This is a genomic window from Anaerosoma tenue (assembly GCF_023161965.1).
In the GTDB taxonomy this organism is placed as follows: Bacteria; Actinomycetota; Coriobacteriia; order Anaerosomatales; family Anaerosomataceae; genus Anaerosoma; species Anaerosoma tenue.
Genome location: NZ_JALNTY010000003.1, coordinates 117,533 through 140,957 on the forward strand (window position 1 = coordinate 117,533; position 23,425 = coordinate 140,957).

Below are 23,425 nucleotides of genomic sequence, written 5' to 3' on the forward strand. Positions count from 1 at the left end.
GAATGCTGAAGGGCCTGCACAAGCAGGCCCTTCAGCCCCTCAACGAGATCCCATGGGTCCCCCCGGACCTCGGACTCCCCTGCTCGTCGCGGCCGAGCCCCTACCCTCTCGGGCAGGCTCCCGGCCGGGCACATCTACCAGCGGCTCGGACGATCACGGTGCCGCGCAGGGTGACACGCATCGCACGTGCCGTCCCAGGGCGCCGTGAACGAGTCCACATACGTCTCGTGACACTCCACGCAGCCAACGGCGACGGTGGGCTTGAAGTGCTCGGTCTTGAGGTCCATGGAGTGGCAGTTGGGACAACCATTGCTCAAGGGCACTGACGCGTGAACGTCCACCGGGTAGTGCTGTGTCTCGACCGGCTGAAGCGCCCCGTGGCACGACGCGCACTCGATCGTGGCTGTGGACCAGTCGATCCGTCCGGCGGGCGCCCTGTGGCACAGTGCGCAGTCGGCAGAGCCGTCTGCAGCCACGTGCAGCGCGAGCGTGTCGCCCGTCTCGTGGCAATCCACGCAACCCGCGCTGTCGATGGCCGTATGGATCACGGACACATCGCCGTGGATCTCGTGACAGTCGTCGCAACCGGTAAGGCCGGCTGCGATCTCATCGGCATAGAGCGCGTTGGCGTGGCAACCCACACACCCGAACTCGCCCTCCTCGACGGTGCGATGCTCCTCATGGATGGTCATGAGGTCTCCCGAGGAATCATGGCACCCGTCGTCACTGCACCCGGACATCGGCGCCCAGGAACTGGTGTGCCGCTCGGCCCCGTAATGCTCCTCGAAGGTGAAGTGGCACGTAGCGCACTGCGGGATGAACTCGACCACGGCCACCTTGGCGAGATCGTGACAGGCCGGGTTGACGCACGTGGAGGGCTCGGTGACCGTACCGGTCCCGGTGGCCTGCACGTAGCTGACGCCCGGATAGCCGGAGACCGCGTGGTCCCCGTGTGGCACGGCATCAGAGTGGCATGCCGAGCAGGCTGCTGCCGCGTGACAACTCTGGCATTCGGCGGTGCTGCCCACCTTGAACACCAGCGAGTTGACCCAACCCTCGCCGGAGTGCGCCGCATGGAGCGTCTGCGGAGTACTGCTGAGGGAAACGGACGTCTTGAAGGTGCCGTAGACCGGATCGATGTACGTGGAAGTGAAGCGCTGCGTCAGATCCCGGATGATCGGCAGCATGCCACTATGGCAGTCGCTGCAGCGCGTGAACAGGAACGATGGGTTGTGCCAGTGCTGGCTCGTGTTGATCGCACCATGGCAGGTCGAGCACCTCGTGTAGTCCACGGCACCGACGCGGAAGTCCACGACGCGCACGCCGCTGACGGCGTCCACGCCGTGACAGACGTAGCACTCTTCCGAGCCGCTCGAGTACGTGGTGTCACCGGTCTCCTCGGCAATGGCCACACCTGCAGCGAGTGCGACAGTGACCAGAGCGAGGACCAGCACGGGCATGATACGAGGACGCATACGGATCGCCACCTCTTCTTCGGCACCGACATGTCGAAAAAGCCCACATGGGCGGCCCGGCCGCATCCCCCGTCCGCCCCTAGGGCGGGAAATGAAAAAACCGGCCGAACACGATCAGCCGGTTGCGCCACTCGCTCCCCGTCATCCAGGCGCCCAATCACAGATGGCGGTTCATCGCTTCGGATCGGCCCGGCACTCCCCCATATCCACCGGGCGATTGTGAATTATGAACGCTCTTGTACCGATTCGCAACCTTGTTGTGACACGCAACACATTAATGCCCATTCACACTGATGAGCGGCAGCACGTGACGATCAGACGCCGCACTCAGCCGCTCGGCACATCTGGGGACATATGAAGTAACCGTTGGTCCCTCGATCGAGTCCTTCCATACGTGCCATCCGCTGGACAGGAGGCTCCGTGCGCCCGGTCATCGTGTACGACACCTTGCTTGGCGCATACGACCTCGCGCCCTGGCACCCGCTCCGTCCCGAGCGGGTGACCCTGACACTCGATCTGATCGCCGCGTACGGCCTCATCGCCACCGGCGACGACCCTGGGCCGGGACGGTTCTCGCTCCTGCCACCCCGGGCGATCGACCGCGAGGCGCTGGCGCTTGTGCATGATGAGACGTACATCGAGGCCGTCGAGAGGGCCTCCATCGACCCGGATGCGCGGGTCGGGCACGGGATCGGCACCGGGGACGACCCGGCGTTCGCGGGGATGCACGAGGCCGCCACGCGCGTGGTAGCCGCCACGTGTACCGCATTGGACCACGTGCTTTCCGGTGTCTCAGTGCGGGCGTTCGCGCCAGCGGGCGGGCTACACCATGCGCACCGAGACCGTGCCGCCGGCTTCTGCATCTACAACGACGCCGCCGTCGCGATGGTACGCGCTCTATCCGAGCGGCCCGATCTCCGTATCGCCTACATCGACATCGACGCCCACCATGCCGACGGCGTGCAGGAGGCGTTCTGCAACGAGCCGCGGGTGCTTGTGGCCTCGATCCACGAGGACGGCCGGTACCTGTTCCCGGGCACCGGCTCCTATCGAGAGCGCGGAGCAGGTGATGGCCTCGGCACGACGATCAACGTGCCGCTGCCGCCGTACGCGGGACCTGACGGTTATCGGCTCGCCTTCGACAAGGTGGTGGATCCGCTGGTGCGCTCCTTCGCGCCCGACGTGATCGTCACCCAGAACGGCGCGGACGCACATTGGAGCGACCCGCTCACCTCGCTCGGCATGACCGTGCCCGGATACGAGATGCTGTTCACCCGGCTGAGCACGCTGGCCGACCGGGTCTGCGGCGGTCGGCTCGTCGCCCTTGGCGGAGGCGGGTATTCCTGGCTCACCGTGGTGCCCCGTGTGTGGACGCTGCTCGCCGCCTCGCTCCTGCGCCTTGACCTGTCCGATGAGATCCCCGCTGCATGGCAGGAACGGGTACGCGCACTCGGCGGGGAACCACCGACACGGCTCCGAGAGGACCCCGGTCCCGACCTGGACGACGACACGGTCGCGCGTGTCGAGCACGACACCGCCCATGTGATCTCACGCATCATGGCCGGATGACGACCGGCAGCCGAGTCATCGAACGCCGAGGTCCACGAGCGCACGGCGCATACCGTCCCCGAGGATCACGGAGACGAGCCATGTCGGCTCGCCCTGCATCGCGTTCCCCTCGATGAGGTAGACGGCAGAGCCGTCACCGCTCCACATCAGCGGGTAGCAGTCGCGACGCCCGGACAATTCCACCAACCGCCCACCCGCCGCCGGCAGCGCGAACGCGCGAGAGTACCCGTCGTCGCCGCGCTCGGCGAAGCACACCCACGAACCGTCCGGCGAACGGAGCAGATCGGCGTATGCGACGGGCCGCGCCGACTGTGCCCGCGTCAACTCGGCCCGGTCCCCTCTGCCGTCGAGTCTCATCGAACGCAGCGACACCGCACCGGAGACGTCGGGGCCGCTTCCGTAGTAGACCCGCTCATCGGTGCAGCAGACGCCGGAGACGGGGGCGCTGGTGATGTAGCGCCGCGTGCCGTCATCCTGCCAGACCGCGATCTCGCCGCGACGTGCAGCGTCGATGACCGCCACCACCGTCCGCCCATCCGGAGAGACCACCGGCATCGTCCCCGCCATGAGCAACGTCGCGGCCGCGCCGCTGCGGTCGGCGCGCATCACACGGGAGCCGGATGCGGCGTAGACCAGCCAGCCCGAGTCGGGAGCCCACGCAGGAGGGTCGTCGATGGCAGGACCCACGGACACCCGATCGCCGCTATCGACATCCACCAGCACCAGCTGACCCGATCCGCCGTCGATCAACGCGAGGGTGCCGCCATCAGGCGAGAGCGTGAACGCACCAGAGCCCGACTCGGCCACGCGCCGCTCGTCCGCGCCATCCTCCGTAACAACGCATAGCCACCCGTCGCGACGGTACGCGACGGAGCCGGAAACGTTCCCTGCCGTGTCCTGCGCCGGCGCCGGAGCATCGGGAGAGGCCGCGACCTCCTCCCGCCCCTCCTCTCCGATGAGGGCGGAGTCGTACCCGGGCGCCGGTGAGATTGTCTCGGTGGTCTGCTCGGCAGGCGTGATCGTAGGGGTGGTCTCACCGCCCGGCACGACGGCAGGTTCGCCACCGAGCAGCGCGACCAACCCCGCGGCGGCGGCTACGAGCACGACGGCGGCACCGAGCAGGATCCCCGCCCGATGCCGCCGGTCGATATCGTGCCAGTCTGACGGTGTAGTGCCCCCGGCCACCGGCGGCCCGCCTTCCAGTCGCTACAAGCGCTCGATCAGCGCATTCGCGTACGCTTGCGTGCCCACGCAGCCGTCGGTACTGCCCGTGACCGAGCGTTTGATGTCATAGGTGACCTTGTCGCCCTCGCCGATGACTCCGCGCACGGCCGCGAGCACGCGGTCGGCCGCGTCGCGCTCGCCGAGGTGGTTCAACATCAGGACCGCCGAGAGAATCTCGGCCGTGGGGTTGGCCATGTCCTTGCCCGCGTATTTGGGCGCGCTGCCGTGCGTGGGCTCGAAGACCGCACAGTCGGCGCCGATGTTGGCGCCCGGCGCGATGCCGAGCCCGCCGATGAGCCCCGCGGCAAGGTCCGAGAGGATGTCGCCGTACAGGTTCGGCAGCACGAGCACATCCCACCACTCCGGGTGCAGCACCAGCTGCATGCAGGTGGCGTCCACTATGTAGTCCTCGAACTGGATGCCCGAGTCTTTGTACTCGGCGGCCACCTCGCGCGCGACCTTGAGGAAGAGGCCGTCGGAGTACTTGAGGATGTTAGCCTTGTGCACGGCCGTGACCTTCTTGCGACCGTTGGCTATCGCATAGTCGAAGGCGTACTTCACGATGCGCCGGCTGCGCTCGATGCTGATCGGCTTGAGCGAGATGCCCGAGTCGGGGCGGATGATGCCCGCGCCCTCGGCGGCCGCGAACTCGATGAGCTTGCGGGCGCCCTCGCTGCCCTGCTCGAACTCGATGCCCGCGTACAGGTCCTCGGTGTTCTCACGCACGATGACGAGGTCGATGTCATCGTAGCGGGCGCCGTTACCGGGGATCGAGAATGCCGGACGCAGACACGCGTACAGGTCGAGCTCCTTGCGGATCGAGACGTTGACGCTGCGGAAGCCGGTGCCCACTGGCGTGGTGATCGGGCCCTTGATGGCGACCTTGTTCGTGCGGATGGAGTCGAGCACGTGCTCGGGAAGCGGCGTACCGTACTTCTCCATCACGTCGGCGCCTGCCTCGGCGACCTCCCACTCGATGTCGACGCCGGTGGCCTCCACCACGCGCGTCATCGCGGTGGTGAGCTCCGGCCCGATGCCATCACCGGGGATCAGAGTCACGGTGTGCTTAGCCATTCAGGTGTACCTCCAGTGTTCGCGGACGGCTCACGCGGCGCGCCCTCGGACGGGTGGATGCGACGCCTGGGCGTCGCATGTGTGCCCGGTGATTGTACGGCAGGGGAGCGCCACGGGGAGGAAATCGGAGCCGAGAAGACACCGGAAGGCCGAACCATACACTGTTGGTTTAACTTGGGTTATCATTTTGGTATACGTTCGGTAAGTACATTACTCTACGCTTGCGCGTGGAGGTGAGGCCGATGGGATGTGCGACAGTGATGCGCAAGAGACTCGTGAAACATGGCAACAGCAGGGCGCTGGTCATCGACAAGGCGATCCTCGAACTCCTCAACCTGGGAGACGACGAGGAAGTGATCGTCAGCACCGATGGCCGCTCGCTCACGATCACACCGGTCGCCGATATCGACGCGCGCCGGGCGCGGATCGATGAGGCATTGCTGCGTGTCGACGAGCGATACTCGACGACCCTGGACAGGCTTGCCAGATGAACCGTCCCGTCTTCCTTTCGATCGACGAGGTCGAGTATCTCCATCAACATGAAGTCGAACGTCGCGGGGGTTCGCATGGCCTCCGCGACAGAGGCATGCTTGAGTCTGCAGTGGCGATGCCTCAGGCAGGACTCGGCGATGAGTACCTCCACGAGGACCTCTTCGAGATGGCCGCCGCGTATCTGTTCCATATCGTCATGAACCATCCGTTCATCGACGGTAACAAGCGCGCAGGTTTCGTGGCCGCCGTAGTGTTCCTGGATCTGAACGGCCTCGAGCTCATCATATCCGAGGAGGCGGCCTACGAACTCGTGATCGGCGTCTGCGAGGGAACCGTCACGAAGAAGGCACTGGCCGCCGCGTTCCGCGAGAACGCCGAGGCGTTCGAGTAGTAGCGCCTGGGGGCCGCGTGCGGGTGAGGGCCCGGCAGATGGTCGCAGCGCTCCATTTGCGAGGCTCGAGCACAGGGTACCCAGACGCGAGTCACCCCGGGGTATGGCCTAAGCGCTCCATTTGCGAAGCTCGAGCGCGTGGCCATACCCCGGGGTGACCTTGGTGCCGCTATACCGCGAACCCTCCATGCTTGCGGAAGTGCGCCGCGAGACCGCCGTCGGCCAGCAGCTGCGCCATCACGGGCGGCAGCGGCGCGAACGGAATCTCGGTACCCTGCGTGATGTTCTTGAGGACGCCGCCCTCGAGGTCGAGCGAGAGCTCATCGCCGTCGGCGATCAGGTCGGTGTCGCACTCCACCACGGGAAGGCCGGTGTTGATCGCGTTGCGATAGAAGATGCGCGCGAAGCTCTTGGCGAGCACCGCCTTCGTGTTGGAGTGGATGAGCACGAGCGGAGCCTGCTCGCGGCTTGAACCCATACCGAAGTTCGTACCGGCCACCAGGAAACCGCCGTCGGGCTTCACCTTGCTGTAGTAGTCGGGGTCGAGGTCCTCCATGGCGTGCACAGCCATGGCCTCCATGTCGGCCGACTTGAACTTGTACTTGCCGCTGATGATGTAGTCGGTGTTTATATCGTCACCGTACTTGAACGCCTTCGCGGTCATCGCCATCGCTTAGGCCCCCTCTCCCGTGAAGTACTTCCGTGGATCGGTGATCGCGCCCTCGATGACCGATGCCGCCACGGTGGCCGGACTGCCGAGGTAGATGAACGCGTTGCTGTTGCCCATGCGGCCCTTGAAGTTGCGGTTGGCCGTGGAGATCACGTTCTCGCCGTCGCTCGGCACACCGTTGTGCGTCCCCACGCAAGGACCGCAACCTGGCGTCACGAACGCGGCGCCGGCCTCAACGAGGTCGCGCACGTACCCGGCCTCCATGGCGTTCAGGAAGATCTGCTTGCTCGCCGGGGCCACGATGAGCCGCACATCGGGGTGCACCTTCCGCCCGCGCAGGATGTCGGCTGCGATCCTCAGGTCCTCGAGGCGCCCGTTGGTGCAGGTGCCGATGAAGCCCTGTGCGATGGGCGTACCGGCGACCTCCTCGATCGGCGAGACGTTGTCCACGGCATGCGGCTTGGCGACCTGCGGACCAATGGCCGAGGCATCGAGCGTGACCTCCTCGGCATAGACGGCGTCGGCGTCCGGATCCACCGGCTGCGGAACGCGGCCGCCTCGGCCCTCGTACCACGCGAGCGTCTTCTCGTCGGCGCGCATCAGACCAGCCTTGGCGCCCACCTCGATCGCCATGTTGGAGATCGTCATGCGCGCGTCGACCGAAAGCGCGTCGATGACGGGACCGTGGAACTCGAGCGCCATGTAGGTGGCGCCATCCGCGCCGATGTGACCCGCCAGCGCGAGGACGAGGTCCTTGCTGAAGACGCCCGGCTGAAGCTCGCCGTTGTAGGTGACCTTCATGGTGTCCGGCACCTTGAACCACAGCTTGCCGGAGGCCATGGCGGCCGCCCCGTCGGTGGAGCCCACGCCGGTGGAGAACACGTTCACCGCGCCGTACGTGCACGTGTGGCTGTCGCAGCCCACCATGAGGTCGCCCGGCACCACGTGGCCCGCCTCGGGGATGAGCTGGTGGCACACGCCGCAGCCCACGTCATAGACCTTCGCGCCGGTCTTCTTGCCGAACTCGCGCATCATCGTGTGGAGCGCCGAGACGCCCTCGATAGGACTCGGCGACGAGTGGTCCATCACCACTGCGACCTTGGCCGGATCGAAGACCTCGTCCACGCCCATGCTCTCGAGCGCGCGGATGGCAAGCGGCGTGGTGCCGTCCTGCCCCATCACGAAGTCGATGTCCGCAACCACGATATCGCCCGCGGTCGCGTCGCTTCCTGAGTGTGCCGAGAAGATCTTCTCGGCGATCGTCTTGCCTGGAATCGTCCTCACCCCTTGTCCTTCTCCGCTTTCCAGTCGTTGTAGATGTAGATGAGCTCCTTATCGAAGAGCGCGCGTTTGAGTTCGATCGCCATCGTGCGCACGCGTGGAAGGAGCTCGCTCGCCTCCTCCTTCGTCACCTGGATCCCGTACTCCTCGAACTTGAGCTCGAGCGCGCGCGACCCGGAGTGCTTCCCGATCACGATCTGCCGCGCCAGACCTACCTCGGCAGGTGCGAAGACCTCGTACGTGCTCGGGTTCTTGATCACGCCATCGGCATGGATGCCGCTCTCGTGCGCGAACATGTTCGTGCCGATGACCGACTTCCACACCGGTATCTGCCTGCCTGCCGCGGCCATAACGTATTCGCCCAGCTCACGGAAGCGCGTGGTGTCCATCTCGAGGTCGAACCCCTCGATGTGCTTGAGCGCCATGGCGACCTCTTCGAGCGCTGCATTGCCGGCGCGCTCGCCGAGTCCGCCGACCGTGACGTTGACCCATGTTGCGCCCGCGTGAACGCCTGCGATGGCATTGGCCACCGCCATCCCGAAGTCGTTATGCGTGTGCATCTCGACCTCAAGGCCGCTTTCTTCACGCAGGTGCCGCACCACCTCGTAGGTGCGGAACGGCTCCATGAGCCCGATCGTGTCGCAGAACCGGATGCGGTCCGCACCCTCCGCCTGTGCCGCCTTGGCGTACTCGATCAGGAACGGAAGCTCGGTGCGCGACGCGTCCTCGGCGTTCACCGACACATACAGGTCGGGATCGGCCGACTTGGCGAAAGCGACGCTCTCCCGGATGGTGTCGAGCACCCAGGCGCGGTCCTTCACGAGCTTCGTCTGTATGTGGATGTCCGACGTGGCGAGCGAGATCGCTATCGCGTCCACACCGCAGTCGAGCGATGCCTGGATGTCCTGCGTGTTCGCGCGGTTCCATCCCAGAACGGAGGCCTTCAGCCCCAGGTGCGCGATCTCCTCGATGACGTCCCGTTCGTCTCCACCCATCGCGGGGATGCCCGCCTCGATCTGATGGACGCCCACTTCGTCGAGCAGACGCGCGATGCGCACCTTCTCGCGATTCGCGAAGACCACGCCGGCGGTCTGTTCCCCGTCGCGCAACGTGGTGTCGTCGATCATCACGCGCCCGACCCCCAGGCTGCTCTCAACCGGGAAGTCTTTCGCGGTCTGATTCATGGACCTCGGCTCCTTAGTGTCCCGGACCCCCGGCCTGAGGGTCAGACGGCCGCACGGGACCGGCGGTACGACCCCCCGGCTCGACGGAAGTGATAGTGTACGGCACCCGCCGATGAGCGTCCACGAAGGGGCGGCTCTCCTCGACCTGACGCCGGGCGTCCGTTGCCGTAGGATACCCACGTCGGCCGTGGATTGGATGGGATAGATGCTGATACGTGACGCCACCATCGCGGACGCTGGCGCGATCGCCTCGATCTACAGCCGCGCGGTCCTCACCACCACCGCCAGCTTCGATGTCGAGCCGGTCAGCGCCGAGGACCGTGAGCGCTGGTTGAAAGCCCGCTCCCCGGTGCACCCGGTGCTCGTGTGCGAAGCCGATGGCGTAGTGGCCGGATGGGGCGCACTGTCGCCCTATTCCGAGCGCCGGGCGTACGCCGCAACGGTCGAACTGTCGGTGTACGTGGATGAGGCGTTCCGGAAGCGTGGCATCGGCCGCTCTATCACCGCAGCCTTGATCGAGAGAGCCGAGTCGGCACAGATCCATGTCCTCCTCGCCCGGATCTGCACCGAGAACACGCCGAGCATAGAGATGGTGCGCGCGCTCGATTTCGCGTACGTGGGAACGATGCACGAAGTGGGCCGGAAGTTCGACCGGTGGCTCGACGTGGCCACATGGGAGTACATCGTCTGCACTCCGGACGCGTCGTAGGGGCGCGAACAGGGGACACACTGTGGTGAAGGAGAAGCCACGGGAAGGAGGCGTCCTGTGAAGGCCATCGTGGACCGCGATCTGTGCATCGGTTGTGGGTTGTGCGAAGACACCTGCCCGGAGGTGTTCCGGATGGGCGAGGACGGTCTCGCCATGGTGATCGATGATGACCCGCCTGCCGAGACCTACCCCGACATCGAGGCCTGCGTGGAACTCTGCCCCGTGGCCGCGATCAGCGTGACGGCCGTCTGAGTCTCCAACGCCTGACCGCCACGCCGGACTACCCGGAGCGTCGGCCGGAGACCTCGGCGTAGATCTGCTCGAGACGCGTGACGATCGAAGGCAGCGCGTGCTTCTTGACGTCGGTCTGTCCCGCCGCCCCCATGCGCGAGCGAAGAGCCTCGTCGCCCAGCAACCCGTCGAGCGCATCGGCGAACCCGTCCACGTCACCGGGCTGCACCAGCACGCCGGCCCTCCCCTCGCCCACGAGCTCAGGCACGGCGAGCGCGCGCACAGCCACGATAGGCAGCCCGGCCGCCATCGCCTCGAGCAGGACGATCCCCTGCGTCTCGATCGTACTGGCCGTGAGGAACGCGTCGTAATCGCGGTAGATCCTGCCGAGAGCAGCGCGGTCCATGAAGCCGCGCATCCGTACACGGTCCCCCACCCCGAGCCGCGCCGCGAGTCGCTCGATGTGGTCCTTTGCCGGGCCGTCTCCCACGATGTCGAGCGTGTACTCCGGACGCCGCGCCAACAGCCGCGCGAACGCCTCCACCACCACGTCGACGTTCTTCTCGAACCCGAGTCGCCCAGCATGCAGGAGTCGCCCTGCGGGAGCGTAGGAGAGCTTGGATGCCACGGTGGAGTCGTCGATACCGTTGCTGAGGTACTCCACGGGAACGGTGACACCGTGCTCTTCCAACTCGCGTTTCAGCGTGAGCGACGGCGTGAGCACCAGGTCGGCGCGGTTGTACACGGTTCGTGTGAACTGCCAGGCGAAGCGTGTCGACAGCTCTGGAGACTGATCGCGCTCGAGTCCGCCCCGCACGTCCTCCGCAACGGCCGCGACCTCCTCGATCGCCCGGTCTCCTCCGCTGATGAGCGAGGCAAGCGTGTGGAACATGCCCGACTCGAACATCCGCTCGAACACCAGCGAGTCGACGATGCGATCCTGAAGACTGTCGAGGCGCAGCAGCCGGTGCAGCTCCACGTACTGCATGAAGTCGGGGATGTACGTGTGGTAGGTCTCCACTATCGGGAGCCGCATCATGCGGGCGGTCGCAAGACCCACCACGCCCACCGAAAGGGGTGTGTGGATGTGCACGACATCGGGGTCGAAACGCCGCAGCGTCGCCGCGACCGAGGCCATCGACGGGAGCGCGAGACGTGTCGCGCGGTTCGATGAGACGCTGAGACTCCGGTAGCGCTTGATCTGCACGTGCGGCACAACGTGCAGGATCGGTCTGCGGTACTTGGGGCAGATGATGAGCACCTGATGGCCCCTGGCGCCGAGCAGGCGGGAGTGAGAATCGATGCTCGTGACCGCGCCGTTGACCTCGGGCAGATACGTGTCGGTGAACACCGCTATCCGCATCGATGCGTCACCAGCCTAGGTGCGGGGAGCCGCTCCGGCGCCGTCCGCGAAGTACCCGCCGAACGCCGTCGGCAGCGAGTCAGGATCTCGACCTTCTGTGACGGCCGAGAAGTCGTGGGAATCGAAGGTGTTCCAGAACAGCACACGCGTATCCGTGAGATCACCCGTGGCGGCATCCGCCATCAGCGCCGCGAACGCCCGCCCTGTGTACGTGGCGTCGAGGACCAGGCCGGCCGTGCGGCCGAGTTCGATTGCCGCACTGGCGGCCTCAAGAGGCTCCCCATACCCGTCGCCGTAGAACCCTTCCAGCAAACGCGCCTTCGGCTCGATCTCAACGGTGCAGCCGCACGAGCCATCCATCGCGCATACGAGATCCTGCACCTCGGCGATCAGCGAATCGAGGCCCTGCTGGGAGGCCACCTCCGGCGGGGTGACGCGCACCGCCCGAACCTCAGCCTCACAGCCACCTGCCGCCAGGCCGACAGCGATACCGGCTGCGGTCCCCATCGAGCCCGCTGCCACATAGACCAGATCCGGCTCAGGCAGTTCACCCTGGAACGACTGCATCACGAGCTCCAGCCCGGCGTCGATCATCCCGGTGACCGAGAGCGCATTGGTGCCGCCGTACGGGATCACATACGGTGCCACACCGGTCTCTGCCGTGCGCTTGGCCACGTGCGCGGCAGCGGCGCTCGCCGCCTCCCCGGCGTCAGCAGCGTGATGAAGGCGCGCGCCGAACACGTCGTCGAGCAGGAGGTTGCGGCGGACGTGGTCGGAAGCGGGCTGCGGCGTGAGGAACAGGTCCACGGACAGCCCTAGCCGTTTGCCGTAGACGGCGGTAGCGAGAGCGTGGTTCGAACCCGCGGCCCCGAAGGTCACGACCTCTGTCGCGCCTGTGCGAAGCGCGTCGGCCAGAAGGACCTCCAGCTTACGGACCTTGTTGCCGCCGTAGATCTCGCCCGAGAGGTCATCGCGCTTGACCCACAGCTCGCCCACGCCCAGGCGCGCCGCAAGCTCGTCGTGCCGCTCCACGGGCGTAGGGAACGTGCCAAGTGGCACGTGCGGCAGCGACTCCCGCAGCGCGGGGCAGCGGGAGAAGAGCGGGTGTGCGCTCGGGCCGGAGAGGATCGTCATCGTTTCTCCGCGAATCCGACCACGACCCACGTCCCCGAGCGCTGGTCGGCTCTGAGCGTGATGATCCCCATCCGCTCCGCGTCCTGCAGGAACTCGGAGAACGACCTGTACCCGTAGCTCGACTCGGAGAACTGCGGCTGCTTGCGGCGCATGGTGTCCTTGACCATCGAGGCGAGCATGACGTCCTTGTTCTCGCGCTGCAGCGCCTGGACCGCCTCGATCATGAGGTTCATCGCTGGGCGCTTCGTCCGCGGGATGTCAGCAACAGGGACCGGCGGCTTGGCGGGACCTTTCACGATATCCTCGTAGTAGATGAACTCATCGCAGCTGGCGGCGAGCAGGTCGCTCGTGGAGTCCTTGATGCCGAGACCGATCACACTCTTGCCGTTCTCCTTGAGCTTGGAGACGAGCGGCGTGAAGTCGGAGTCGCCCGACACGATCACGAACGTGTCGATATGCTCCTTGCTGTAGCACATGTCCATCGCATCCACGCAGAGTTGTATGTCCGCATGGTTCTTGCCGGTCTTCCCTCTCTCGGGGATCTCCATCATCTGGATCCCCGAGTCGTGCATGACCTCGCGGTACGAGTTGAAGCGCCCCCAGTCCGCATAGGCGCGCTTGACGATGACCTTGCCCTTCTCCACCAGCCGCTCGAGAACCAGCTTGATGTCGAAGGTGTCAGTGGTCTTCTTCACGCGGGACGTCCGTCCCGAAGACGGCTTGCCGGACGGACGCTCTATGCCGAGCGCCAGGTTCTCGAAGTCGATCAAGACTGCGAGCGAGTGTGATTCATCGGCCATGGAGGCACGACCTTCCCCTCAGGATCCAACGTGCACCCCAATCATGCCACACACGTGGCCGGGTAGGACATGGCGAAGACGAAGCGCCTCCGTTGGTGTCACCCGCACACGCTGATGGGCGGCCCCGGTGGGACCGCCCATCATCAGTGCCATGCGTAGCGCCAGAGGACGGCGCGGATCCGTCACGCGTTACAGCGTCGTGGCGCAGGAGCCGTCACGCAGACCCATGCCACCCTGGCCACCGCCGGCGCCCATGCCGCCACGGCCACCCTGACCGCCGCCCATGCCGCCGCCCTGGCCGGCCCATTCGGGACGACCGGTCTCATCGGTGGTCACGCGGTCGCTCAGGCGCTCGGTCATCCGGTCGTAGGCCAGGTCGGCCTGCTCCTGGGAGATCGTGCCGTCAGCGACCTTCGCGTCGAGGATCGCCTTGCGCTCATCAAGCGCCTTGGCTACGACGTCTTCCGTGGCAACGCCGTTGGCCTCGGCGATGTCAGCCACCGAAGCGCCTTCCGCGCGCTCAGCCTGGACATCCTCGACCGGGAGACCGGTCAGGTCGGCCACGATATCGATGAGCCTGGCGCCTGCGTCGCGGATGGACTGCCCCATCCTCGCCCCGGCGCACACGACCGGACTCGTGCTCTCCGTGTCGGTCGCGGCGTACGAGACGCCGACGCTGCCCAGTACGAGCCCGGCCGTCAGGCCGAGCGCTACAAGTGCGAGTGTCTTACCCTTCTTCACAGTGCACACCTCCTACGGTGTTCTCGATGATACGGCACGGCATCGGTTGATGCCTTACAGTGATGAGTATCACCGGGGGGTTTGAAGAAGATGTGAACGCGAAGCGCGCCTCACGTGAACATCGCGCAGACAGGCACGGCGCCACAGACCTGCGCCCACGATGAGGATGCCCTTCAGCGGTGTGCGCACCACTCCGGTGGTGCATAATCTGAGTACTGTTCCGCATACTGATTGGAGCCGAGATGTCCGAACGACGCATCGTGATCATGGGGGCCGCGGGACGCGACTTCCACGACTTCCTCGTCCGGTACCGCGACGATGAGACCGTACGCGTGGTGGCGTTCACCGCGACACAGATCCCGGGCATCGACTCTCGGACCTTCCCCGCAGACCTCGCCGGACCCCGGTACCCCGACGGCATCGGGATAGTCCCCGAGAGCCGCCTGCTCGACCTGATCGCGGAAGAGGACGTTGACGAGGTGGTCTTCGCCTACAGCGACGTGAGCCACGAGTACGTCATGCATCACGCCCAGGCGGTCATAGCCGCGGGGGCGGACTTCACCCTTCTTGGCGCGGAACCGACGATGATCCCCTCCACCAAGCCTGTCATCTCCGTGTGCGCCGTCCGTACCGGCGTGGGCAAGAGCGGCATCAGCCGTCACCTCTTCAAGCTGCTCCGTGAACGCGGCCTCAAGGCCGTGGATATCCGACATCCCATGCCATACCGCGACCTCACCGCCATGGCGGTGGAGCGCTACGCCTCACTCGAGGACCTCGACCGGCTCGGCTGCACCATCGAGGAGCGCGAGGAGTACGAACCGCTCATCGAGGAAGGCGCCGTGGTGATGGCGGGCGTCGACTATGAGCGCATCCTGCGTGAGGCCGAGAAAGAGGCGGATGTGATCGTCTGGGATGGAGGGAACAACGACCTCCCCTTCTACCGCTCAGACCTTGAGATCGTCGCGCTCGACCCTCACCGGGCCGGCCACGAGCGCCTATATCATCCCGGGGAGGCCAACTTCCTGCGCGCCACGGTGCTCGTGATCAACAAGGTCGACAGCGCCGATCCCGACGACGTGGCCGCCGTGCGGGCCGCCGCGCTCGAACACAACCCCACAGCGATAGTGATAGAGACCGACTCGGTGATCGACGTGGACACCTCCGCGCTCGAAGGCAAGCGCGTGCTCGTGATCGAGGACGGCCCCACCGTGACCCACGGCGGCATGCCCTACGGTGCCGGCGCGGTAGCCGCCAGGCGCTCCGGCGCGGCCGAGCTCGTGGACCCGCGTCCGTTCGCCGTGCGCAGCATCAAGGCCACGCTCGACAAGTTCCCGCACCTCACCGAGGTGCTTCCCGCCATGGGCTACTCCGAAGACCAGCTCGCCGATCTCGAGGCAACGGTACAGGCCTGCGATGCCGACGTCGTGCTTGTGGCCACCCCTGTCGACCTCTCCCGCCTGCTGGACCTGGGCAAGCCCTCCGTCCGGGCCCGGTACAGCATCGCCGAGCGGGGCACGAGCCTCCCCCTTTCGCATGTCATCGAGATGTTCTGCACGAAATTCAGCCTCAAGACGAAGCCGATGGTGCGCTGACACACGCGTTGCGGCGTCGACTCCACGAACGGCCGGCACATGTCGGCCGTTCGTGTGCTGTCAGGGCGCTGTCACGTCCTCGAGCCATGCGAGCATCGTCGGCGTCAGAGAAGATGTGCCGAAGAAGACCCTGATGAGGTCCGAGTGGTGACCCTTCGGGTCGGCTGCGAAGACAGCATGGTCCCCCTCGGCCCCATTGGCGCGTAACACGAACGACGCCGCCACCTCCACGGGCACGAGCGGATCACGAGAGCCGTGAAGCGCAAGCACGGGGATCATGGGGCCACCGTGCACGAACCGGGCGGGGTCGGCGCACTCCCACCCGTCATCCCCGCCCATGAGATCCCGCACCAGAGGGCACGCCGATCGATCCGGACACAGCACCTCCAGGTCGAGGACACCGCTGACGGCAAGGACACCCGACAGCGGCAGGTCGCCGAGCCCCCGGCTTCGCCGGGTCTCCACGTCGAAGGCCGCCAGCGCGGCAAGATGCGCTCCCGCCGACTGGCCGGCGAGCACCACGGCTGCCGGCGGGCGGCCCGTATCCTTGAGATGACGCACCGCCTCAGCCATCCCGTCCACCGCGTCGTGCAGCTGTGCGGGGAACACCGAGCCAGGGAGGAGGCGGTACCCGCCGAGCGCGGTGACATAGCCGTTACGCGCGAGGAACCTGCCCACGGCCCTGAAGTCGCCCGGGGAGCCATGCCGCCAGCTTCCACCGTGCAAGAAGTAGACGAGCGGCGCACCGGGGCGAACGTTCCGAGGGCACACGAGCAGGACATGCTGCTCCGCCGAAGGGCCGAACGACAGCGTCTCCTCCGTGAAGGCGGAAGCCGCCCCGGAGCCGCGAGCCCTGAGCTCCGCGTACAGCAGCGGGAGCGAGAGCCGTTCCGCGATCTCCCACGCCCGGGAAGCCACCCTGCCTACGCCTCCCCCCAGAACACCACCGCAAGCATGCCCGGTCCGGTATGCGCGCCGATCACGGGGCCTGTCTGCATGGTCATGACGTCGGCGACATCAACGCGTTCCGCGATCAGGGCTTTCAGCCGGTCGGCGTCGTCGGGGACGTCGGCGTGCGCCACCGCGATCGTCTGCGATGACGGGTCGACCGCCCGCTCGGCAACCAGGTCGGCGAGCGCGCGCATCGACTTCGCTCGGCCACGGATCGACCGCTTGAGCTCGAGGCGCCCATCGCTCGTCACGTGCAGAAGCGGCTTCACGTCGAGCAGCGTGCCGGCGGCGGCAACGGCCCCGTTGAGCCGTCCCCCACGCCTCAGAGTCTCAAGGTCGTCCACGATGAACCAGCCGTTGAGGCGGGGACGCTGCGCGGCGATCCACGACTCGAGAGCATCGAAGTCCATACCATCGCGCCAGCGCCTGGCGGCCTCGTAGACGAGAAGGCCCTCCGCCACCGCGGCCGCCTTGGTGTCCACCAGCCTGATGTCCGCATCGGGATACTGTTCCAGGACCTCCCTGCGCGCCACCCAGGCGGTGTCGAAGGTGCCCGACAACGCCGAGGAGAAGCCGATGTACATGATGGGCTCTCCGGCGGACGCGTACCGGGTGAACACGTCGATGAACGTCTGACGAGGGACCTGGATCGTGGTGGGATGCTCGCCCTCCCGCATCGCGGTGTAGAACTCGCGGTGCGACTGGGTGCGGCCGAAGTCATCCCGGAGCTCGACGCCTCCGAACGTATACGGAAAGTGCAGGACCTCGACGCCGAGCTCCTCGGCGAGTCCGGCCGGCAGATCCGAGCAGGTGTCGATGAGTAGCACGGCGTGCTCCCTACAGCGTATTGGCGCGGTCCACCCCCGGGACCGCGTGCGGTACATGCATGGCTCAGCCCGACTTGTGCATCGGGCCATTCGTATAGTAGACGACGCCGACCGTTCCCGGGCCCACATGCGTGCCGATCACCGGACCGATGTCGATCAGGTCGACCGGTCTGTCGGCGACTTCAGCGATGCGGTCCGCGAACCGCTGTCCGGCAGCCGGGTCGTTGATGTGATGCACACAGACGCCACCCAGACCGCCCTTCTCGCGGATGTCGCTCACGAACGTGTCCACTATCATGTCGTGCGCCTTCTGAACGGTGCGCACCTTGGCGAAGGTATCGGTGACACCGTCGGCCACGGTGAGGATGGGCTTGATCTGCAGGAGCGTCGCCAGCAGGGACTGCGCGTTCCCGATCCTCCCGCCACGGCGCAGATACTCGAGCGTGAGGGGCGTGAAGAGGAATCTCGTGTGGAGCGTGCGCTCGTGAGCCGCTTCCGCAACCTCGGCGGCATTCCCGCCGTCGGCGGCCTTCTCGGCTGCTGCGAGCACCGCGTACCCGAGCTCCATGCAGTTGCTCATCCCGTCCACCACCTCGATCCGGGCGTCGGGATACCGCTCAAGGACCATGTCACGCGCGAGCAGCGCCGTGGAGTATGTACCGCTCATGCGCTCCGAGATGAAGACGCCTACCACCGCATGACCCGCCTTCACGCGCCCCTCCATCATGTCCACGACATCCTGCACCACCGGCTGCGATGTCGTTGGAAACGAATCCGACGCTGCGAGCGCCGCATAGAAGGCCGAGCAGTCGTTAGGATCGTCGGGGTATGTCACACCATCGAGAAGCGACGAGAGTGTCGTGACGCCGATATCGAGCGATTCGCGCTGAGCACGCGGGATGTACGACGTGCTGTCGGTGATCACCTTCACGTCCACGAGCGGCTCCTCCCCGGGACAGCGGGACCATGCCCGCACAGACTACCACGTACACACGGGCGTGCGACGGCTCCCTGCCGAGGGTCCGGCAGGGAGCCGCATGCCGCACTGGAGAGTGCCACGCCGAGACTAAGGCGCCGACACCCCGTCGATCTTGAACAGGAAACTGAGGCGTCCCACGGCGCCATCGGGTGACCCCAGGAACGACGTGTAGCCGTCTGCCGCACGCTTCATGGCGTCCGTGAGCGCTTCGCCCTCCCTCGCCTCGGCGATACCGTCACCGAGGCCTGCGCCCATCTCATCAAGCGCCCCGATCGTCGTATCGATCCCCGGCAGCTCGGAGCCTTCCACCGTCCCGCCATCGGCCAGCGCGCTCAGGACCGACTGCAGCTCGGCCATCATCGCGGGCACCTCATCGAGCATCTCGAACTGGCCGGACGAGCCGGCGAGCCCCGCCGCGGCCTGACCGATACCGTCGGCCAGCCCGGCAAGGCCGTCCCTGGTGGCCTCCAGGCCCGGCATCACCGGCGCGGGTCCGGCGCCGTCGGGGTCACCGCCGTCGCGCAAGACGATCAACGCGCCTTTCATCTGCTCGAATGCTCCGGGGACCGCGCTCAGCGACCCCGCCTGTGCCTCCAGGGCCTCAAGTCCTTGCCGCAGCCCGGTGAGTCCGTCACGGATCTGCGCGAGCGAGTCGCGCGCATCGCGGAGTCCGGGCATCGCCGGCTGTGGTCCCGGGCCGTCCGGGTCGCCGCCGTCGAGCAGGATGCCCAGCAGGTGGTCCTGCGCGCCGAGCCCGCTCGCAAGGCTCGCGAAGTCGCCGGCCGCCGCGAGCGCCGTGGCGTCGGTGCTGTACGCGCCATACTCGGCTGCGTATCCCGATGCCTCGGCCAACAGACCGGCGTTGGAAGCCTTCACCGACTCGGCCAGGGCGATCTGGCCATCGAGAAGCGTCACCAGGCCGGCGGTGCCTGTCTCAAGCTGTGACGCGGCCGCCCGCATGTCGGAGATCGCCACGCCCAGCTGTCCGAGCTGGTCGAACTGCGACGTATCGATCGACCCGATCACACCATCGAGATAGGCATACTGACCGGCCGAGAGCTGCGCGAGACCTTCCGCGCCGACGGTCAACTCATCAAGTCCGCTCCGGAGCGCGCTCAGGCCGTCGGCAGCGTCCGTCATCGACGAGAGGTCGTACGCGGCCAGCTCGCCGCTGATGCGTTGCGCCACCGTGCGGTGCCCCGACGACAGCTCCTCCAGAAGCGACAACGAGTCGCGCAACTGCACGAGCTCGTCGACCATGGAGAAATCGGGCGAGGCGGAGAGCGAGGGGAACACCGAGACGATCGTGGGCGCCAACTCGATGTCGCGCGCGTCCATCTCGATCGCCACCGAAGCCTCGGGCATCGGCATCATCGGGATGGCGTACGTCATCGTCTGGCCCGCGATGGCGAGCTGCGACCCCTCCGGAGGCACGACGCCTGTCATACGCGTGCCGTCGAGTTCGAGTTGCGGGATACACAAGAGCGGCACGGTGTAGGTGACCTCGGACGACGCCGGGGCGCCGTCGGCATCCAGGTACTCGACGACCTCGGTGCGCTCGAGACGGTTCACGACCTCGAACTCGATGCGGAGACGGCCGCTCTTACCCGCGATCTCGTCCGGCGCCATCTCCTCGCCATCGAGGACGTAGGTGACGGAGATATCGATCGGCAGAGGGGCGTCGGTCTCGGCGCGGTAGAAGAAGTCGCCGTATCCGTCCACGTCCACCGTGGCGGCCACGGTATCACCGCTCTTCACGGGGTCGAAGCCGTCGGTGAGCGACTCTATCGCCCCAGCGTCCGGCGCAGGATCGGCGATCTCGAACGTGCCGTGTCCCTCGACTTGCAGCCAATCGACGACGACCGCGGTCTGCGGCGTGCCGGACGCGTCGGCGACCACGTACACCGTCTCGTTGTCCACCAGCGAATCAGGAACGCCCGGCGCCGGAGCCGATGAGGCTACCGCGGCGGACATCAGCGTCACGGCCGTCAGCACCGCGACGACGGAGGCCCGGCGGGTCACGCGGACGATCTTCAGGGGCTGTGCCATGTGCTACTCACCCTTCACGGTATGACGCGGCCAGCCGATGCTGAGCCGTTCGTACAACGGTTGCCCGACGACAAGGATCGCGGGCAGGATCACCAGCACGACGAAGAAGCTCACCAGCGCACCGCGGGCGATGAGCATCGTGAGCGACGAGATGATCCCGATGCTCGACATCACGGCGAGCGCGATCGTCGCCGCGAACATCGTTGAAGCGCTCACCAGGATGGACTGGCTCGACTCGGACACGGCGACCGTGATGGCCTCCACCCTGTCCCGCGTACGCTTGAGTTCCTCTTCGTAGCGCGTGGTGATGAGGATCGCGTAATCGACGGTCGCGCCGAGCTGGATGGCTCCGATCGCGAGCGATGAGACGAAGATGAGCTCGCCGCCGCCGAACGCCTCGAAGCCCTGGTTGACGAGGATCGCAAGCTGGATCACCGCCACCAACGCCACCGGGATGGCCACCGACTTGAACGCGATGCCGATGATCACCACGATCGCCACGATCGAGATGAGGTTGATGCGCACGTCGTCGCCCTCGGACACCCGCTCCATGTCGTTCATCAGGACCGACTGCCCCGTGACGTACGACGCGCCCGGCCACTCCTCATCGGACACCGCACGCACGGCCTCGATCGTCTCGGTGAGCCGCGGGTCGGCCATGTCGTATGAGACGTCCAGCGTGAGGTATGTGTAGCCGCCCGAGAAGAAGGACTCCCGCGCCTCCGCTGGCACGAACTCGACGGGGATCCGCGGATCCACGAGGGACCCGTACCCGAAGGCCCGTGTGACCCCCTCGACGCCCTCCAACCGGTCGCTCAGCCGCTCGAGGTCCACAGCGCTGCCCGTATCCTCGAGGGCGACGATCATGGTGCCCTCCCGGCCGAATGCCTCCGAGATGGCCTCGTCGGCCTGCACCGACGGCATGTCGTGCGGAAGGCTCGTGTTGAGGTCGTACGTGATGGATATCTGCGAGTTCGCCCAGAGAGCCGGCACGAAGAGCAGCAGTCCCACCACCGACACAACGCCTGCGTGCTTCGCGATGAAGTGGCCGAGCCTGGAGAAGTCGAACGACGGGGTCTTGTGCCTGATCCGGTCGATGAGGGGAAGCGCGGTGAGGATCAGAGCGGGCAGCAGCGTCACCACCGCCACGAGGGTGATCAGGACACCCCGTGCCAGCGTGACGCCGAGGTCCTCGCCGAAACCGAGGTGCATCACCATCAGCGCCAGGAAGCCCGCGAACGTCGTGATGGCCGCGGCCGAGATCGACTTGAACGTCGTGGCCACCGCGGTGATCATCGCCTCTTCGGGCTCGGAGCGACGGCGCTCCTCATCGAAGCGGTGGTACAGGAAGAGCGCGTAGTCCATGGTGACAGCGAACTGCAGTGCGAAGACGATCACGCCTGTAATGTACGACATCTGTTGGTCGAGGTAGTGCGACAGTCCCAGGTTGAGCACCACAGCGGCGCCGATGGTGAGCACGAAGAGCAGCGGCACCACGATCGACGGGATCGTCAGCAGCAACACGATCGTGACGAGCACGAGAGCCGCGAGCGCGAACCGCACCGTGTCCTGGCTCATCACCTCTTCGAGCTCCAGCTGCTGGTGCCCGGTGAGCAGCGTGTCGTAGCCGTCCAGCAGGTCGCGTATCTGCCTGATGGCCTCCTTCACGTGCGGGTCGTTGGAGCCTCCGTCGAACGCTACCTGGAGCAGCGTGCCTCCCTCGGCGTAGTAGTTCGACACCACCTCTTCGTCACGGAACTCCGTGGGCTGCGTCACGGGCGCCAGATCGGTGACCCAGTGCACGGCCTTCACGCCCTCGACCTCGCGTATCCGTTCGGCGATCGCATCCACCGTGGCGTCGCTCTCGTCGTACACCATGATCTGCACCATGGTGCCGAGGGCGAACTCCTCGTCCACGATCTCCAGACCCTGCATCGAATCCAGGTCGGCGGGCAGGTACGACATGAGGTCGTAGTTGATGCGGTTGTTCATCATGCCCCAGATGCCGGCGATCACCAGCAACGCGGTGATGGCCATGACCGCCCTGCGGCCCCGGACGATCGTCTGAGCGATCCTCAGCATGCGCGGATCCCTTCCAGGAACAGCCCGGTCATGGACCGGGCGCGTTCCTCGATCGATGCGCCACCCGTCTGGCCGAGAGGCGTGTCGAGGACGCGAGCGGTGATCAGGGTGTTGACGAGAGCGAACAGCGCCGTCGCCGCGAGGTGGGTGTCGACCGGCCTGAACTCGCCCGACGTGACGCCCTCTTCGATCACCGACTGAAGCCGGTCGATCGTCACGGCGCTGCGCGTGAGCACTTGTCCCGGAGCGGGGCTGCTGACATCGGTGACGCTCCGGATGAGCAGACGCATGAGTGCAGGGTGGCCTTCGAGGAGGGTCATGTAGGAGTGGATGAACGACTGGAGCCGGTCGGTGGGATGCCCCTCCACGCCGAGCGTGCCGACGGCTGTCTCCTCAAGCAGGTGGAGCCCCGCCCTCACCACGCTCTCATAGAGGCTCTCCTTGTCCTTGAAGTGGTAGTACACAAGGCCGGTGGAGATACCGCTGGCGGCAGCGATGTCCGCGATGGACACGCCGTTGTAGCCGCGGTCGGCGAAGAGCTCGCCTGCCGTGCCGAGTATGCGCTCACGTGCGGAGAGACCGTCGGGTGCCATGGATCGCTCCCTGG

General features: G+C 66.4%; 22 protein-coding genes and 1 riboswitch. Of the genes, 6 read left to right on the forward strand and 16 right to left on the reverse strand.

The annotated features are described in order from the left end of the window. Positions 1-134 precede the first annotated feature (134 nt). On the reverse strand, positions 135-1,475 hold the full coding sequence (locus tag MSB02_RS08200; RefSeq protein ID WP_267194750.1) for a cytochrome c3 family protein: 1,341 nt from the start codon (positions 1,473-1,475) through the stop codon (positions 135-137). Between the two features lie 107 nt (positions 1,476-1,582). Further along, positions 1,583-1,666: riboswitch (cyclic di-GMP riboswitch) on the reverse strand. Positions 1,667-1,895: 229 nt separating this feature from the next. Here MSB02_RS08200 and MSB02_RS08205 point away from each other — a divergent pair. Further along, positions 1,896-3,044 carry an acetoin utilization protein AcuC gene (locus tag MSB02_RS08205; protein ID WP_267194751.1) on the forward strand — a complete coding sequence of 383 codons (1,149 nt, stop codon included), beginning with the start codon at positions 1,896-1,898 and terminating at the stop codon, positions 3,042-3,044. Between the two features lie 15 nt (positions 3,045-3,059). Here MSB02_RS08205 and MSB02_RS08210 read toward each other — a convergent pair whose 3' ends face one another. Both MSB02_RS08210 and MSB02_RS08215 read right to left on the reverse strand, forming a co-directional pair. Next, the gene (locus MSB02_RS08210) at positions 3,060-4,229 is read right to left on the reverse strand and encodes a TolB family protein (RefSeq protein ID WP_267194752.1); all 1,170 of its coding nucleotides are present in this window, start codon (positions 4,227-4,229) and stop codon (positions 3,060-3,062) included. 21 nt (positions 4,230-4,250) lie between these two features. Further along, positions 4,251-5,342 (reverse strand): isocitrate/isopropylmalate dehydrogenase family protein, encoded by a 1,092-nt coding sequence (locus MSB02_RS08215; RefSeq protein ID WP_267194753.1) that lies wholly within the window; start codon positions 5,340-5,342, stop codon positions 4,251-4,253. Between the two features lie 242 nt (positions 5,343-5,584). On the opposite strand from MSB02_RS08215, the gene MSB02_RS08220 reads away from it, so the two are divergent. Further along, the gene (locus MSB02_RS08220) at positions 5,585-5,833 is read left to right on the forward strand and encodes an AbrB/MazE/SpoVT family DNA-binding domain-containing protein (RefSeq protein ID WP_267194754.1); all 249 of its coding nucleotides are present in this window, start codon (positions 5,585-5,587) and stop codon (positions 5,831-5,833) included. Continuing rightward, complete coding sequence (locus MSB02_RS08225) at positions 5,830-6,225, forward strand: type II toxin-antitoxin system death-on-curing family toxin (RefSeq protein WP_267194755.1); 396 nt, start codon at positions 5,830-5,832, stop codon at positions 6,223-6,225. The genes MSB02_RS08220 and MSB02_RS08225 overlap by 4 nt, the downstream gene beginning before the upstream one ends. A gap of 169 nt (positions 6,226-6,394) precedes the next feature. Here MSB02_RS08225 and MSB02_RS08230 read toward each other — a convergent pair whose 3' ends face one another. Genes MSB02_RS08230 through nifV form a run of 3 tightly spaced genes read right to left on the reverse strand, consistent with a single transcriptional unit; the run spans position 6,395 to position 9,360 of the window. Continuing rightward, the gene (locus MSB02_RS08230) at positions 6,395-6,895 is read right to left on the reverse strand and encodes a 3-isopropylmalate dehydratase small subunit (protein WP_267194756.1); all 501 of its coding nucleotides are present in this window, start codon (positions 6,893-6,895) and stop codon (positions 6,395-6,397) included. A 3-nt stretch (positions 6,896-6,898) separates the two neighbouring features. Further along, positions 6,899-8,179 (reverse strand): 3-isopropylmalate dehydratase large subunit, encoded by a 1,281-nt coding sequence (locus MSB02_RS08235; RefSeq protein WP_323748521.1) that lies wholly within the window; start codon positions 8,177-8,179, stop codon positions 6,899-6,901. Next, positions 8,176-9,360 (reverse strand): homocitrate synthase, encoded by a 1,185-nt coding sequence (gene nifV, locus MSB02_RS08240; RefSeq protein WP_267194757.1) that lies wholly within the window; start codon positions 9,358-9,360, stop codon positions 8,176-8,178. Before nifV ends, MSB02_RS08235 begins: the two co-directional genes overlap by 4 nt. Positions 9,361-9,565: 205 nt before the next feature. Here nifV and MSB02_RS08245 point away from each other — a divergent pair, with 205 nt between their 5' ends. Beyond that, complete coding sequence (locus MSB02_RS08245; RefSeq protein ID WP_267194758.1) at positions 9,566-10,069, forward strand: GNAT family N-acetyltransferase; 504 nt, start codon at positions 9,566-9,568, stop codon at positions 10,067-10,069. A 57-nt stretch (positions 10,070-10,126) separates the two neighbouring features. Then, positions 10,127-10,321 (forward strand): ferredoxin, encoded by a 195-nt coding sequence (locus tag MSB02_RS08250; protein WP_267194759.1) that lies wholly within the window; start codon positions 10,127-10,129, stop codon positions 10,319-10,321. 28 nt (positions 10,322-10,349) lie between these two features. On the opposite strand, the gene MSB02_RS08255 is transcribed toward MSB02_RS08250, so the two are convergent. From MSB02_RS08255 to MSB02_RS08270, 4 genes are all read right to left on the reverse strand, one after another. Then, positions 10,350-11,663, reverse strand: coding sequence for a glycosyltransferase (locus MSB02_RS08255; protein WP_267194760.1), 1,314 nt, complete (start codon positions 11,661-11,663; stop codon positions 10,350-10,352). 15 nt (positions 11,664-11,678) lie between these two features. Further along, positions 11,679-12,797, reverse strand: a complete 1,119-nt coding sequence (locus MSB02_RS08260) for a 1-aminocyclopropane-1-carboxylate deaminase/D-cysteine desulfhydrase (RefSeq protein WP_267194761.1) — start codon at positions 12,795-12,797, stop codon at positions 11,679-11,681. Then, the gene (locus tag MSB02_RS08265; protein ID WP_267194762.1) at positions 12,794-13,597 is read right to left on the reverse strand and encodes an NYN domain-containing protein; all 804 of its coding nucleotides are present in this window, start codon (positions 13,595-13,597) and stop codon (positions 12,794-12,796) included. Before MSB02_RS08265 ends, MSB02_RS08260 begins: the two co-directional genes overlap by 4 nt. 189 nt (positions 13,598-13,786) lie before the next feature. Continuing rightward, positions 13,787-14,338, reverse strand: a complete 552-nt coding sequence (locus MSB02_RS08270; RefSeq protein WP_267194763.1) for a hypothetical protein — start codon at positions 14,336-14,338, stop codon at positions 13,787-13,789. A 242-nt stretch (positions 14,339-14,580) separates the two neighbouring features. On the opposite strand from MSB02_RS08270, the gene MSB02_RS08275 reads away from it, so the two are divergent. Then, positions 14,581-15,930: a cyclic 2,3-diphosphoglycerate synthase gene (locus MSB02_RS08275; RefSeq protein WP_267194764.1), complete on the forward strand. Its 1,350-nt coding sequence runs from the start codon at positions 14,581-14,583 to the stop codon at positions 15,928-15,930. Between the two features lie 60 nt (positions 15,931-15,990). On the opposite strand, the gene MSB02_RS08280 is transcribed toward MSB02_RS08275, so the two are convergent. From MSB02_RS08280 to MSB02_RS08305, 6 genes are all read right to left on the reverse strand, one after another. Then, positions 15,991-16,848 (reverse strand): alpha/beta hydrolase, encoded by an 858-nt coding sequence (locus MSB02_RS08280; RefSeq protein ID WP_267194765.1) that lies wholly within the window; start codon positions 16,846-16,848, stop codon positions 15,991-15,993. Between the two features lie 5 nt (positions 16,849-16,853). Beyond that, entirely contained in the window at positions 16,854-17,708 is an 855-nt protein-coding gene (locus MSB02_RS08285; protein WP_267194766.1) for a DegV family protein, read from the reverse strand. A gap of 64 nt (positions 17,709-17,772) precedes the next feature. Then, complete coding sequence (locus MSB02_RS08290) at positions 17,773-18,645, reverse strand: DegV family protein (RefSeq protein WP_267194767.1); 873 nt, start codon at positions 18,643-18,645, stop codon at positions 17,773-17,775. 129 nt (positions 18,646-18,774) lie between these two features. Beyond that, positions 18,775-20,736: a hypothetical protein gene (locus MSB02_RS08295; protein WP_267194768.1), complete on the reverse strand. Its 1,962-nt coding sequence runs from the start codon at positions 20,734-20,736 to the stop codon at positions 18,775-18,777. A 3-nt stretch (positions 20,737-20,739) separates the two neighbouring features. Beyond that, complete coding sequence (locus MSB02_RS08300) at positions 20,740-22,818, reverse strand: efflux RND transporter permease subunit (protein ID WP_267194769.1); 2,079 nt, start codon at positions 22,816-22,818, stop codon at positions 20,740-20,742. Next, a complete protein-coding gene (locus MSB02_RS08305; RefSeq protein ID WP_267194770.1) occupies positions 22,812-23,411 on the reverse strand; it encodes a TetR/AcrR family transcriptional regulator in 600 nt (199 codons plus the stop codon). The genes MSB02_RS08300 and MSB02_RS08305 overlap by 7 nt, the downstream gene beginning before the upstream one ends. Positions 23,412-23,425: the final 14 nt, after the last annotated feature.

Bases quoted from the DNA above. Each gene is read 5' to 3' on its own strand.
- MSB02_RS08200 (WP_267194750.1), bottom strand. From the start codon at position 1,475: ATGCGTCCTCGTATCATGCCCGTGCTGGTCCTCGCTCTGGTCACTGTC.
- MSB02_RS08215 (WP_267194753.1), bottom strand. From the start codon at position 5,342: ATGGCTAAGCACACCGTGACTCTGATCCCCGGTGATGGCATCGGGCCG.
- MSB02_RS08220 (WP_267194754.1), top strand. From the start codon at position 5,585: ATGGGATGTGCGACAGTGATGCGCAAGAGACTCGTGAAACATGGCAAC.
- MSB02_RS08225 (WP_267194755.1), top strand. From the start codon at position 5,830: ATGAACCGTCCCGTCTTCCTTTCGATCGACGAGGTCGAGTATCTCCAT.
- MSB02_RS08230 (WP_267194756.1), bottom strand. From the start codon at position 6,895: ATGGCGATGACCGCGAAGGCGTTCAAGTACGGTGACGATATAAACACC.
- nifV (WP_267194757.1), bottom strand. From the start codon at position 9,360: ATGAATCAGACCGCGAAAGACTTCCCGGTTGAGAGCAGCCTGGGGGTC.
- MSB02_RS08245 (WP_267194758.1), top strand. From the start codon at position 9,566: ATGCTGATACGTGACGCCACCATCGCGGACGCTGGCGCGATCGCCTCG.
- MSB02_RS08255 (WP_267194760.1), bottom strand. From the start codon at position 11,663: ATGCGGATAGCGGTGTTCACCGACACGTATCTGCCCGAGGTCAACGGC.
- MSB02_RS08260 (WP_267194761.1), bottom strand. From the start codon at position 12,797: ATGACGATCCTCTCCGGCCCGAGCGCACACCCGCTCTTCTCCCGCTGC.
- MSB02_RS08265 (WP_267194762.1), bottom strand. From the start codon at position 13,597: ATGGCCGATGAATCACACTCGCTCGCAGTCTTGATCGACTTCGAGAAC.
- MSB02_RS08275 (WP_267194764.1), top strand. From the start codon at position 14,581: ATGTCCGAACGACGCATCGTGATCATGGGGGCCGCGGGACGCGACTTC.
- MSB02_RS08295 (WP_267194768.1), bottom strand. From the start codon at position 20,736: ATGGCACAGCCCCTGAAGATCGTCCGCGTGACCCGCCGGGCCTCCGTC.
- MSB02_RS08300 (WP_267194769.1), bottom strand. From the start codon at position 22,818: ATGCTGAGGATCGCTCAGACGATCGTCCGGGGCCGCAGGGCGGTCATG.
- MSB02_RS08305 (WP_267194770.1), bottom strand. From the start codon at position 23,411: ATGGCACCCGACGGTCTCTCCGCACGTGAGCGCATACTCGGCACGGCA.